This is a genomic window from Bradyrhizobium sp. Leo170 (assembly GCF_004296405.1).
Lineage (GTDB): Bacteria > Pseudomonadota > Alphaproteobacteria > Rhizobiales > Xanthobacteraceae > Bradyrhizobium.
In genome coordinates this window covers 1-13,016 of the sequence record NZ_PSRR01000249.1, presented here as the reverse complement: position 1 = coordinate 13,016, position 13,016 = coordinate 1, and the positions used below count along the sequence as shown (strand labels likewise).

At 59.8% G+C, this 13,016-nt stretch carries 11 protein-coding genes and 1 tRNA gene; 7 read left to right on the top strand and 5 right to left on the bottom strand.

Annotated features, from left to right (window positions below; translation table 11 throughout):
* Positions 1-70 precede the first annotated feature (70 nt).
* Positions 71-856: an SDR family NAD(P)-dependent oxidoreductase gene (locus CWO89_RS31090; protein ID WP_130582336.1), complete on the bottom strand. Its 786-nt coding sequence runs from the start codon at positions 854-856 to the stop codon at positions 71-73.
* Positions 857-1,006: 150 nt separating this feature from the next.
* Here CWO89_RS31090 and CWO89_RS31085 point away from each other — a divergent pair, with 150 nt between their 5' ends.
* Positions 1,007-1,714, top strand: coding sequence for a histidine phosphatase family protein (locus tag CWO89_RS31085; protein WP_130582335.1), 708 nt, complete (start codon positions 1,007-1,009; stop codon positions 1,712-1,714).
* 74 nt (positions 1,715-1,788) lie between these two features.
* On the top strand, positions 1,789-2,556 hold the full coding sequence (locus CWO89_RS31080) for an SDR family NAD(P)-dependent oxidoreductase (RefSeq protein WP_130582334.1): 768 nt from the start codon (positions 1,789-1,791) through the stop codon (positions 2,554-2,556).
* A 16-nt stretch (positions 2,557-2,572) separates the two neighbouring features.
* Here CWO89_RS31080 and CWO89_RS31075 read toward each other — a convergent pair whose 3' ends face one another.
* Complete coding sequence (locus tag CWO89_RS31075) at positions 2,573-3,793, bottom strand: serine hydrolase domain-containing protein (protein WP_130582333.1); 1,221 nt, start codon at positions 3,791-3,793, stop codon at positions 2,573-2,575.
* Between the two features lie 152 nt (positions 3,794-3,945).
* On the opposite strand from CWO89_RS31075, the gene CWO89_RS31070 reads away from it, so the two are divergent.
* Positions 3,946-4,021, top strand: a tRNA-Trp gene (locus tag CWO89_RS31070).
* A 48-nt stretch (positions 4,022-4,069) separates the two neighbouring features.
* On the opposite strand, the gene CWO89_RS31065 is transcribed toward CWO89_RS31070, so the two are convergent.
* The gene (locus tag CWO89_RS31065; protein ID WP_130582332.1) at positions 4,070-5,341 is read right to left on the bottom strand and encodes a tyrosine-type recombinase/integrase; all 1,272 of its coding nucleotides are present in this window, start codon (positions 5,339-5,341) and stop codon (positions 4,070-4,072) included.
* A 61-nt stretch (positions 5,342-5,402) separates the two neighbouring features.
* On the bottom strand, positions 5,403-5,963 hold the full coding sequence (locus CWO89_RS31060; protein ID WP_130582331.1) for a hypothetical protein: 561 nt from the start codon (positions 5,961-5,963) through the stop codon (positions 5,403-5,405).
* Between the two features lie 107 nt (positions 5,964-6,070).
* Between CWO89_RS31060 and CWO89_RS31055 the strand changes: the two genes are divergently transcribed.
* Together CWO89_RS31055 and CWO89_RS31050 are read left to right on the top strand one after the other, a co-directional pair.
* Entirely contained in the window at positions 6,071-6,268 is a 198-nt protein-coding gene (locus tag CWO89_RS31055; RefSeq protein ID WP_130582330.1) for a helix-turn-helix domain-containing protein, read from the top strand.
* 1,344 nt (positions 6,269-7,612) lie between these two features.
* Positions 7,613-8,407 (top strand): hypothetical protein, encoded by a 795-nt coding sequence (locus tag CWO89_RS31050; protein ID WP_130582329.1) that lies wholly within the window; start codon positions 7,613-7,615, stop codon positions 8,405-8,407.
* A 325-nt stretch (positions 8,408-8,732) separates the two neighbouring features.
* Here the strand turns inward: CWO89_RS31050 and CWO89_RS31045 are convergent, their stop codons facing one another.
* Positions 8,733-9,194: a hypothetical protein gene (locus CWO89_RS31045; protein ID WP_130582328.1), complete on the bottom strand. Its 462-nt coding sequence runs from the start codon at positions 9,192-9,194 to the stop codon at positions 8,733-8,735.
* A gap of 1,755 nt (positions 9,195-10,949) precedes the next feature.
* Between CWO89_RS31045 and CWO89_RS46240 the strand changes: the two genes are divergently transcribed.
* Both CWO89_RS46240 and CWO89_RS31035 read left to right on the top strand, forming a co-directional pair.
* A complete protein-coding gene (locus CWO89_RS46240; RefSeq protein ID WP_165421406.1) occupies positions 10,950-11,831 on the top strand; it encodes a DUF7947 five-stranded beta-barrel domain-containing protein in 882 nt (293 codons plus the stop codon).
* An 811-nt stretch (positions 11,832-12,642) separates the two neighbouring features.
* Entirely contained in the window at positions 12,643-12,942 is a 300-nt protein-coding gene (locus CWO89_RS31035) for a hypothetical protein (protein ID WP_130582327.1), read from the top strand.
* Positions 12,943-13,016: the final 74 nt, after the last annotated feature.

The window sequence follows — 13,016 nt, the reverse complement described above, 5'->3', positions numbered from 1 at the left end:
GGCGCGCATTGCATGCGCGACACCTTCTCCCACAAGGGGAGAAGGGAAGAATGCGCGTCACCTACGCAACCTAAATCGGCTTGCCCGTGTACGGCATCGACGCCGTGAGGCCGCCATCGACCGGGATCGCCTGGCCGTTGACGTAAGACGCCTCATCGCTCGCAAGGAACAGTCCCATCGCGGCAAGCTCGTGCGGCTGGCCGGGGCGCTTGAGCGGATTGAGCTGGCCGATCTTGTCCGAGGTGCCGCGCTCCTTGGCGCGGTCGAACACCGGCTTGGTCATGCCGGTCTCGATCAGGCCGGGGCAGACCGCGTTGATGCGCACGCCAGTGCCGGACAGCGAATAGGCGGTGGTCTGCACCAGGCTGATGACGCCGGCCTTGCTGGCGCCGTAGGGATGTCCGCTGGCGCCGGCTTTCAACCCCGCCACCGACGCGGTGCAGATGATCGAACCATATCCCTGCTTGGTCATATGCGGGATCGAATGCTTGATCGCGAGGAACGGTCCGATCAGGTTGATGCGCAGCACCTCCAGCCAGTGCTCGACCGTCTGGTCGGCGAGCGGCACCAGGCCGCCGCTGACACCGGCATTGGCCCAGATCGCATCGAGCTTGCCGTATTTCGAAAGTGCTTTATCGATGACGCCCTTCACGTCGGCTTCGGAGCCTGCATCCGCCATCACGGCCTCGACGGTGCCGCCGGCCTCGCGGACGAGCTTTGCGGTCTCGTTCACGCCCTCGGCGCGGTCGACCGCGATCAGTTTTGCGCCTTCCTTCGTGAACAACAGAGAGGCAGTGCGCCCGATGCCGCTTCCCGCGCCGGTAATGATGACGGATTTGCCTTCGAGGCGGCCCATGTGTTTCTCCCTGATAGCTTTGCGTATCGGCGCTTGCCGCTGCGCGGAATTCAAACAAGATTTCAAACGCCCGAGTCACTTCAGACAAGTCACTTGAGACGTTATGTGCTCTGACGTAGGACACGTGCACACTATTCAAGGGGTCTTGTGATGTCCAATGCTGACAAGTCAAAGGTAGTCACGACGCGGTGGTGGTGGGTTCGGCATGCGCCGGTGCGCAGCGATGGCGGCAACATCTACGGCCAGAAGGACATTGAATGCGACGCCAGCGATCGCGAAGTGTTCGACGCGGTCGCGAAGATCCTGCCGCGCACCGCGGTCTGGTACGCAAGCAATCTGATGCGCACGCATCAGACCGCGGAGGCGATCTGGGCCGCGGGTTTTCCGAAGCCTGCCAGCATGGCGAAGGAAGCCGCGTTCGCCGAACAGCATCTCGGCCGGTGGCAGGGCATGAACCGCACCGCGTTCCTTGCCAGCCGCCCGGTCGGCAGCCACTGGTTTGCCGATATCAACGAGCCCGCGCCTGATGGCGAGAGCTTCATGGATCTCTATACCCGTGTCTGCCGTGCGATCGTGCGGATCAATGTCGCGGAAGCCGGCAAGGACGTGATCGCGGTCGGTCATGGCGGCACGATCAAGGCCGCCGTCGGTCTGGCGCTCGGCGGCCAGCCGGAGAGGGGACTTGCCTTCGACATCGACAATTGTTCGGTGACGCGGCTCGATCATATCGCAAGCGCGGACACCAGCCTCTGGCGGTTGCCGATGGTGAACCAGCAGCCATGGATCGCGGACGCAAAGCATGCCGCGATGCATCAGCCGGCCGGACCGGAAGTCGTGCCGGAGAACAAGCTCGCCTGACGCACAGTTGTCCGCGATGGCGAACGCTGCTTAGCTCGGAACCAACATCAAGACATCATTTGTGGGAGAGAAACATGAGCTTATTCGACATGAAGGGAAAAGTCGCCGTCATCACCGGCTCGACACGCGGTATCGGCCGCGCCATTGCCGAGCGCATGGCAGAGCATGGCGCCAAGGTGGTGATCTCCTCGCGCAAGGCCGATGTCTGCGACGAGGTGGCGAAAGAGATCAACGGCAAGTTCGGCAAGGGTACTGCAGCCGCGGTCGCGGCGAACATCTCGAGCAAGGAGAACCTTCAGAACCTCGTCGATGAAAGCAACCGCGCCTTCGGCAAGATCGATGTGCTGGTCTGTAACGCGGCGTCGAATCCCTATTACGGCCCGCTGGCCGGCATCTCCGACGACCAGTTCCGCAAGATCCTCGAGAACAACATCGTCGCCAACAACTGGCTGATCTCGATGGTGGTGCCGCAGATGATCGAGCGCAAGGACGGCTCGATCATCATCGTGTCCTCGATCGGCGGCCTGAAGGGATCGACCATCCTCGGCGCCTACGCGATCTCGAAGGCGGCCGACATGCAGCTCGCGCGCAATCTCGCCTGCGAATACGGCAAGCACAATATCCGCGTGAACTGCATCGCGCCCGGCCTGATCAAGACCGACTTTGCCAAGGCGCTGTGGGACAATCCGGAGAACCTGAAAGCCTCGACCGCGCGCTCGCCGCTGCAGCGCATTGGTATCCCCGACGAGATCGCCGGCTGCGCGGTGCTGATGGGATCGAAGGCCGGCGACTTCATGACCGGCCAGACGGTGGTGATCGACGGCGGCGCGACGATCAGTTGATCGCGCGCCGGTCGGCTCAGTCCAGCGCCGCGTAGACGCCGTTCCTGACCAGCGTGCGGGTATAGTCGCGCTGGCCCGGGCCCTGCGACATGAACACCGCGAACAGCTCCTCGACCGGATCGATCCAGAAGAAGGTGCCGGCGACGCCGCTCCAGAAGAACTGGCCGACCGAGCCCGGAAACGGCGCGATGCCCTGATGCGTGCGCACCGCAAAGCCGAGGCCGAAGCCGTGGCCGGGCGGGACCAGCGTGCCCTGGATCTTCACGTGCGGACCGAGGTGATCCGACGCCATCAGTTGCAGCGTCTTGCGGCCGATGATCCTGTTGCCGTCGAGCGCGCCGCCATTGAGCAGCATCTGCGAGAAGCGGGCATAGTCCATCGTGGTCGAGACCAGCCCGCCGCCGCCGGATTCCATCGCCGGCTTCTCCAGCATGTTGAAAAGCTGCACCTTCTCGCCGGTCCACGGATCGGTCGCGAACGCCTCGGCAAGCCGGGTGGCATTTTCTTCGCCGGTGTAGAAGCCGGTCTCGGTCATCTGCAGCGGCGCCAGGATGCGTTCGGTCAGGAAGGCACTGAGCGTCTTGCCGCTGACGACTTCGATGATGCTGCCGAGGAGGTCGGTGGAGCGGCTGTAGTTGAACTCGGCGCCGGGCTGGCAGATCAGCGGCATGCTCGCGAGCAGGGTCGCGTGCTCGGCATTGGTGATCTTGCGGCTGCGCAGCCGCGATTGCTGATAGAGCTGCTGCACCAGGCCGTTGCCGGTGTGGTCGTAAGTCAGGCCGGAGGTGTGGCGGAGCAGGTCCTGGATCGTCATCGGGCGGTTGGCCGGCACCAGCTCGAGCTTGCCGTTGTGCTCGACGCCGACCTTGGTCTCGGCGAACTCCGGGATGAATTTCGCGACGGGATCGCTGAGCAGGAAGTGGCCGTCCTCCAGCAGCATCATGATGCCGACCGAGACGATCGGTTTGGTCATCGAGAAGATGCGGAAGATGGTGTCATGCGCCATCGGAGCCCCCTCGGGGGCCTGCCGGCCGATGGTGTCGAACCAGCCGATCTGGCCGCGGCGGGCCACCAGCACAGTGGCGCCGGGGATGGTTCCCTTGTCGACCTCGCGCTTGAAGGTGTCGGACATCCGCTGCAGCCGGACGCTGGAGAGGCCAAGCTGCTCCGGCCTGGCGGAGGGCAGGGGTGGCGTCTGCGGGGCGGATGTCGGCCTGGTGGCGGTTTGCGCGGTCATGGTCTCTCCCGTTGCTTCTTGTTGTCGCGGCGACGGCTAAAGTCTGGCCGAGAAGTGTGATCTTGAACAGGGTGTTTACCGCTTCACCCTTGCATTCGGGGCATGCCCTGTGCTTCAAACGGCGCGAACCGGCGGCGACGCTTCGGTTCCTTAGGAGTGTAGCTCAATTGGTAGAGCACCGGTCTCCAAAACCGGGGGTCGCAGGTTCGAGCCCTGCCACTCCTGCCATGAAATCAATAACTTAGATAAACCCCATCCCGGCCCGAGCGGGCTTTGCTACCGCTTTGCTACCGAATCGTTTCCAGCTCCGAGAAATCCGGCCGCCAATCCGGTGATGGTGCTGGAGAGCTTCTCGTCGGCCTGCTTCAGACGCTTCCGCTTGGTGTAGCTCCGCAACAGGGTGGCCGGATCGTCGCCGATCCGCTGGGCGACCGTATGCACGGGAATGCCGGCGTCGAGGAGGGCCGTGCTGTGGATGCCCCGCAGGTCATGGAACCGGGTCTTGCCGAAACCGAGATCTCCGGCTCGCTCCGCAAACTCCCTTGAGAAGTTCCGCGGGTCGCGCGGTGTCGTGAATGACACACCGCGGCCTGGACCGAACAGGGCCGGAAACATCAGGGCCGCACCGGGCAGGCGCACGAGCGATAGATCAACGTCAGCCGCTCCCTTGGGGATGCCCGCCACGATGCGGAGGTGTCGCTCCTTCTGTTTCAGCAGGATGGCAATCGTGGCGTTGTCCAAATCGATCGTGCGCAGCCCCCGTTTCGTCTTTGGCGGTTTAATCCGGATCCCGAATTTTTTCGTCTGCTCCAAGGCCCTCTCTATGCGCAGGGTCTTTTTCTCGACGTCAAGATCGGACCAGCGCAAGGCGAGGAGCTCGTTCCTCCGCGCACCGGTGGCGGCTGCGACCACGACAACGGGATATTGGCTTGTCGATTCGAAGCCTGCCACCAGTGTCCGCAGTTCGGCCTCGGTCAGGCCCTCGCCAATATCGTCTGAATCGGGCTCCTCCCCTTCCGTCTCGTAAACATGCCCCTCCGGGTTCGGTATTTGTTCGACGCGCGTCATGGGGTTGACGAGAAGAAGGCCTTTGCGGTGGGCGGTCGCCAGGCATGCACCGAAGACGATATGAACATGATGTTGCGTGCGCGGGGATATGGCCTTGGCCGCCGCCATATCGGCGTAGCGCTTATCGATCTCGGTTGCCTGAAGCTTCTGCAACAGTCGATTGCCGAGCGCGGGCTTGACATGCGTGCGCAGCAATTGCCCATATCGCTCCAGCGACCGTTGGCTGGGCTTCTTCTGTCGGCGCCCCGGTGCTCCAGCTTCAATCCACTGATCGATCCATTGGCCGACGGTCAGCTTCAACGGATCGATATACGTCCCGCCGCTTAGGTCCGAGATCAGCCGGGCGCACTCGATTTGGGCCTGTCGCTTCGTGCCACGAAATGAGTGCCATTTTCGCTTCCGCTTGCCGGTGGCGGGGCCGGGCTGGTCAAGGATGATTGCCCAATGACCAGGCGAGCGCTCGCGAATTGAGCCTTTCATTTCTCCTGCCTCCTTACTGGCTTTGATCGTCGCCTGACGTATGCGGTCATTTTCTGCATCCTTAGTACGGTGTATGAGTGGAAAGCGGGCTGCCCTCGGCGATATCGATCATATCCTGCGAGATAACCTCGATACCCCATCCCGGTATGGTTGCTGTAATCTGCAAGGCCATTCCCCTGTCCCGCTTGTTGTCGACGCCGAACTTTGAGGCGACAACTTGGGAGTCGGAACGCTTAAACATTATCTGAGCGGTTCCGCTCATTCGCTTGACGTCAATTCCAAGGACGGATTCAGCTAGAGTCCGATTGCTTAATAGGTTCTCGAATGCCTTTTGAAACCGGGCTTCGCTGGTGAATGGACATTTGCCTGCAACGCTTTTGAGCCCCGCAAGCTCTCGAGTTCTGGTTGAAATTTCCGACAGGCTGTCCGATGCCAAGACAGAAAGTAATAGCTTAGAGACGTTCCCGGGTGTCGCACGAATACCGCTTCCGGGCCCCTTTCCGGCGACAGCGTTCGAAAGAGCACCGGCGCGAACCAGCACCCTTTGACGCTCGTAAAGGGCGTCGGGCGTTAAACCGATGATGTCCGACAGGAATCCGCAGTAGCTTTTGAGACTGATCATGACGAAACAACACTAGGATCAAATAACGGTGGTGTCCACCACTAATCGCTTGTTAAGCTCAGCAAGTCATGGTCTATGGTGTAGAACTACACCATTCGGAGCGAACCATGACGGATGAAGAAATCAGCGAGAATAAGCGCCTTGTCTACACGGTGCCGGAAGCAGGCGAGATGCTGGGACTTACTCGCAACGCCAGTTATGAGGCGGCCAAGCGTGGGGACCTTCCGGTCATCCGCATCGGCAAATTGATCAGGGTGCCTAAGCTGGCGTTTCGGCAGATGCTAGACCGGGCAGGGGCGAAATGAGCCTGCGGGAGACGGCCGACTACTACCAGCACATCGTCGTGATGCTGAACTCGAATTGGCGCGTCATCCGATGCCCGGACGGGTTGCAGTGGATCCTTCAGCGTCGCGGCTCCCCAGGGAGCACGCGTGCAAACGATTGGCGGGGCCGGTCCTACTGCCGGACCCGTGACGCCCTAATCCGCTGTGCGCGTGAATATTCTGGGACCATCGACCCTGACGCTTTCTCGGCGTTGGTCGCCTTGCCCACAAGAATTGAAGCCACTGCTGACGCGGACGTACCGTCGGCGGCGCGCATCGGGCGACGTCCAAGCCCTCCTAGCCCGGATGACGCCTTTTCATCACTAATAGTTTCGAAATGAACCGAGGTCGCAAGATGAGCAACACCAAAGAGTACAATTTTCATTCACTACTGGTGGTAGCTAGTCGTGAGGACGCAATTAGAGATAGTATGCTCGATATGTGGGGGGCTACGTTACGAGTGTGTCCTAAGTGGAGGGGATATTGGCCGAGTGGGAATACGCTGGTCGAATGGCTTTACAACGAACGCCCTGAAATCGCGCGAGCCATCGAGCGGAATCATAAGCTCTACCCGGAAGGATTGTAGATACGCACTTTGAGACAGGGGTCCGTCATTACGCGATGAAACACGCGGCGACGTCGCCAGTTGCCGACGTAGCAGCCTGATCTCAGCGCAGAATAAAGGGCGAACTTCAATAATCTCATTTGAGTTTTCGCAGAGCGCCCGCCTCGCCAAAGGCGGCGTTAGGCGGGCAGCGCCTTTTTGTCCATGAACCGCGAACCACTTGTCCGCAAACGAGCAACGCCCCCCGTGGCAAGCGGGAGGCGTTGGAACTTGGGCATCGAACTCTCGGAAGGATTCGATCATGCCATTTGTGTGCAAACAAAGCAAGCGCGCTGTGAGCTGCCCTCTCAATCTGAGGGCCAGCGATGGCGTATTATTGGGACCAGACCAAGCGTGACCGGCCGCTAGGATACCACTGGCGTTCGAACGGATTATCCGAGGCGCTTGGGTTAGACCCGGCTGATCGCTCGCGCGAGTCACTGCTCACCGAGGCATGCTTGGCTGCTGAGGGCGACCGCGGGCTTTCGTATTCTCGATCCAAAGACTTCTATGCCGGCATCGGCCGATATCACGGCACGGGTTGGAGCTATCGCCGGGTTTTGCGCAGCGTAGCTGAAGCGGCAGGGCTTCGGCTAGTTCGAGACCACCGCGTTCCTCCCGGGAATCGCGGCCGGCAATCTTGGGTGGATGCCACGGACGAGCTGATGGGCGTTTGGCGTAGTCTGCCGCAAGCGCTGCACTATAGCCCCGGTGACCCAATAGTGCTGCGCGACGCCGACGGCGACAGCACCGGCTACCAAGACACCGCCATGACCGCGCATCTGCGGGGAGAAATGCGCGAGGTCAATGACATGCTCTCGTCGATCAAAATCGAGGTCGACGGCGTGTCCTGGCGAGGCCGACACATGGTCTTCACCGGTGCCGACGGGGCTCAAAGCCTCATCCTGCCGGTGCCAGGCAATCCAGTGCGGCGAATCTTCTCCCGCGGCTCGTTCGAACTCGGCGGAAGGGCCTACGGCTGGTACCAAAACATTCCGAAGGAGTGGCGCAAGCGCATCACAATCAACGGGATGCCGACGGCCGAACTCGACTTTCGCGCGATGCACTTGTCCATGCTCTACAACGAGGCCAACACGCCGATGCCGGCGGGCGATCCATATGCGATCCCAGGATGGCAACGCGCCGACGTCAAACTCGCCGTGAATATCGCGCTCAACGCCGCGACGACGCAGGGCGCAATCGTTGCGCTTAGCCGGGCCACGGGCTTCTCAGCGCCGAACGACAGGACGAAGGCCGCCGAGGTCATTCTCGCTGTCCGCGCCAAGCACAACCCTATTGCCGGCGCCTTCGGCTCCGACGCAGGCATTCGCCTGATGCGCCGAGACTCTGACATCATGATGCGCGCGCTGAAGATTCTCAACGCCGACGGGACACCCGCGCTGCCGGTTCATGACAGCTTGGTAGTGCCGCAGCGCCACGCGGAGAACACAGCAGCAGCGATGAGCCAAGCGTGGGCAGAACTATCAACAGGACCGAACACAGCCCGGATAGGATGACCCGGATGGGGGGAGAAGGGAGGGGAAGTAAGGAGGGGGAGGGAACCCACTCCATTATGTAGGTACAAAATCGAAGAACCCTAATCCGCTATGCTTCTCACTGAATTGATGTGAGACAGCATCCTTGCACGGCATGAACCGACGCCGTTGCCGAGCGCGCGACGGGCGCAGGATGCTTTTCTGAAAGTCGATCTATCTCACCAACCGGCCGGAGTGACCCCGTCGCTGGACGAGAGTTGCGTGATTGCGCAACTGCGCGCAACTTCCATCAAGTGCGCAATGGATGGCTGATGAAGCGCCATGCCTGGAGGCGGATGGGCCGCCGTCAGCGGGCAGGCTCTCCCGAGACGCGCGCCTGCTCTACATCCAGATTTAGACAATCGCCGACGATTCGGGGAGGGCTCGCGCGGCCTCGCGAATGCTCGCGAGCCTTCTCTACCCATACGACGACGATGCCCGAGATTTCATTGAGGACTGGTTGCGAGAATTGGAGGAGGGCGGGCATATCCGCCAATATGAGGTTGATGGCTCTCAATACCTGAGGCCTCGCGAACACTAGCGAAGCTTCGGCGACGGACAATCCCGAATGACGCCCTCTCGCCGGAATTGGAGGGGCAATTCCTTCGCGCTCAGTCCGATGGAATGGGTGAGAGGTCATTGCGGCAATGAATTGGCCGAAAATCTCGGCCTCAATCGCCCAGGAAGTGCTGCCGATGGTCAATCCCGACCTCAGCAAAACAATGAGATGTAATCCGAGCGAATTGGAATCGAATTGGTCGATGCGCAATCAGCAATTCGCAATTTCAATGAAGCTCTTGCATTCGCCCGCAATATCAATGCTCCGTATTTCATGGTTTGCGCAATCGAGGAAATGCGGCTCCTGCCAATTGGAGCAATAGAGCAATCATTCATCGAGCAGTTGGCGAGTACGGCAATCTGCGGCGCTCGCAATCCAGGCCTAGATTGTGTCGTGGCGTGGTGTAGCTGACGGCGGGTCACCGCCGATTTTCCGGCGCGTCGGAAGGCATCAGCTTGCCACAGCGGGCAGGCCGACGATGGGATCATCGCTCAACGGCGCAATGGTTGGCGAAGAATGCGCCATTTATTGGCGATGCAATTCCTCGCGCAATTGGTGAAATGACCGGGCAATTGGGCGAAGGCGTTCAATCAATTGCTTCGTAATACGGCGAGGGGAGCGGCCCTACTGTTGCGGGGCGAATTGGTCAGTCAATTGCGCAGCAGGCGCAAGCTGAAACGGCGGCGGCTACTGAAGCGGCAGGGCGATCTGACGCGGCATCGCGTGGCGCAATAGCAACGCAATGTCTATGCAGCCAACAATCGAGGCGGCCGATGTCACGGAGTCGTCTGATGCCGTCTATGATCAATCGTTGCAGCCTCGGGACCGCGCGCGCGGCAAGCGATGCTCAGGTGAACGATATCGCTATCATCTCGTCCCGAATGGCTTTGTCTATGCCTGGGAGGAAGTAGGTTGGAAGGCCGTTTCTCGGGCTTATGGCGGCCCGTGGTGCGGCCTCGCAACTCTTATGCATTGGAGCCGGGCGAAAAACCTGTGCTCCCTATGGGCGCTTTATTGCTGGGCGCGAGCCGGCGAGGTCTCTTAGCATCGTGTGAAGTAGTATGATCATCGGCGTTATCTCCGACACCACGGAATAGACGAGCGCCCATAGGGCGGGAAACATAAGACTGAGTCCGATTCGATCTGCGATAGACACTGAATCCTCCTGTTGCGCTCGATCGCATAGAATCGATCGCGGAGACGGACAAGAAGATCGCGGTCATCGATCAGCGGCAACTGGCATTGGAGAGCAGCAATGCCACGATGCTTGAAACCATCGAGCGTCTGCGCAGAGGTGAGGGATACATCACAATGCGGCGAGGCAATCTTGAAGGCGAGTACAGTCGCTAAATGCCTGCAAATCGCGCTAAGACTCCATAGCTGGCTTTCGGGCCAGCTTCCCTCCTTCCCTGGACTGGCCGCGTCATCCCGCCCGGATGGCGCGGCTTTTTTCTTTGGCTCATACCCTTCGCCGTATCAGGTGATGACATCCACGTGCGGAGCACAGAAAAGCCCGACCAGGTTTCCCTGGCCGGGCCACTCCCACGTGCACATGCCCTCTGAGAAAGGGCCGTGGAGCTCAGAAACTAACCGCCGCCAGCGGGAGCGGTTTGCAGGGCCTTCTTCACCTTGATCCAGTGGTCACATCGGCCGGCGCGGTAGGGCCGTTCTTTGTGCTTGGAGACCAGGCCCTCCAGGCCGAGGTCGCAGGCTTGTCAAGTTGGCCTCGTCAAAGAGATCACCGTTACAGATTCCGGATCAGGTATTGGCCGTCCGAATACCGATGCCGGCGTCGATTAGTCCCTCAGATCACCAGAGCGAAACCACGTCGGAATCCGGGTGTTGAACCGCCCTTGCTTTCAAAAGTGGCGTTTTCGACATCAGTCGAACCAAAAATGGGTCAAATTCCCGCGGCGGTTGCAATTTTCCTCGATTGTGCAATGCTCATTTCGCAGGGGGAAAATTATGGACGACCAAGTGTTTGAACCTGTACCGATCAGGTACACGGGCCTTTTTGCTGACAGTCATCTTGTTGATGCCAACCACTTCGGTAGATCGGTAGCCAGCATCGCGCGTATCGGCAACGATATAGTTCACCTTCTTTTCTTCGCCGAAATTGCGTCTCCGAAGAGGCACAAGATCAATTTCTACGTCAGGCCAAGCAAAGAAAACGGGCTTTTGCAGGAAATCATTGCGGTGATGAACAACGGCGCAATGCCGATGTTTCATCCGATCTTGCTGAAGCTTGGCAGCGTCCTGGTCGAACGGATATTCGACGTAGTGATCAAGACCGCGCTTGGTCGGAAAACGGATGCCGGGATGGCTATGGATAAACTTCACGACCTGGCGACGCAGCAGATGGAGTTTAGCCGAGAGGTTCACGCCGGCCAGATGCAGGACAAGGCGTGGATGCAAGGTATGATTGAACGGCTAGTTGCCGAAAACCGGACGCCGTTGCGCGAGCTACCAGCTCCCGTTGGCCACAGTGTTCGCCAATTGCAGATAGGCGCGCCGCAGGTTGGACCGATGGTTGACGAGCCAGCGGCGGAGGTATTGCGGGCAAGAGAGCCGCTTGAACTCGGCGACACCGCTGAACACCAAGTTTTCGTTGAGGGCGTCTTCAAGACCAACGGCGCTTGTCGTTTGAAATTGGTGCCGGATGATCGGATCGTTTCAGGGAAGATCACCGACCCTGCACTAGCGATGCCAAGCAACGTCTATACGACGGCACTGGATCGCAATCTGCCCTTGAAGGTCACGGCGAAGCCAACTCTCAAAAACGGGGTGATCCACACCCTGTATGTCAGTGATGCGAAGTTGGCAGACATCGACATCGTGGCCGGGTGATCCTTTGCATTTGGGGAGCTATTCGATCCCAAACTGCCGAAGTGGACCGATCGGGCCTACAATGTAATCCGCGAGCTGTACTAAAAACGGGGTAGGGTGGCGCACGTGTGCAAGTAAATAGAGGCTGGGGACCTGATCCAGTCATTGAGAATTTGTAAGGCTGTTTTCGGTAACGTCTTCACGCGGGAAACGCTGCCACCGCAACGGCTACGGGTCGTGAAGTAGGATTTCTCGTCGTTCCTGTGGCTCTCGGGCACTCTAGCCGAGGTACACTAGGGCGTCCATTCGCCCCTGGCTAGCGGCCTTTGCGAGCGCACCCGAACGCCCGTAGGCTGCTTACATTCGTCTGAGGTGGGCAAGCGCCTGCTAACAGCCGTCACGCAGGATCTCCATTGTCACAACCAATCCACTGCGGCGGTTATAGTGCAATCTCTATTCGCCGAGCGGCCATGCGCCAATACGGACGGATCTCGGAGCCCGTCGTATTTGCGTTCTGCGCTGCCCGTCGTTGAGGGGTCCTAAACCGATGGTAAGAAGATTGAGGGATCGGAATCGAGCGACGGTCGAACATCTATCCCGGGACGCACTCGACGTCAGGGAGCTAAAGCGTCTGGGCTTGTTGAAGCATCGAGCCATGAGTCTCGAAACGGGCTTCCGATGGCCTTCAATAGACCGGATCATCAGCGAACGCTTTTGGCTCGTCTTGGAGAATTGGGGCCGGGGCACGGTCCAGCAAATCCGGGTGTCATGGACGCGCTGCCATCTCGGGGGCTGGCGTCCCTGGATGCATTGCCCATCTTGCGGGAAGAGGGTGGCGAAGCTGCTCAAAGGGCTGGGCGGCTACCTCTGCCGGTCCTGCATCGGTGATCCTCTCTACGCCTGCCAAGCCAAAAGCACATATGGTCGGATTCATTTCGAACTCTGCAAGATTCGGTTGCAGCTCGGAGGAATGGCGTCGCCGACTGAGCCCTTTCCGGAACGTCCACCCAGGATGCGCCGGAAAACATACGAGCGCCTGAAAGCGCGGGCATTCGAGTTGGAGATGGAATTACCAGCCAAACGCCGGAAGAAGCCCGTCGATTATCCTAATCTGGTCTACTATCTGACATGATGGGAAGCCAAATGATTTAGGCGAAGAACGTGATACGGGGGCAAGGGCGGCCTCTTAGCCTCGCACGAGCCTAG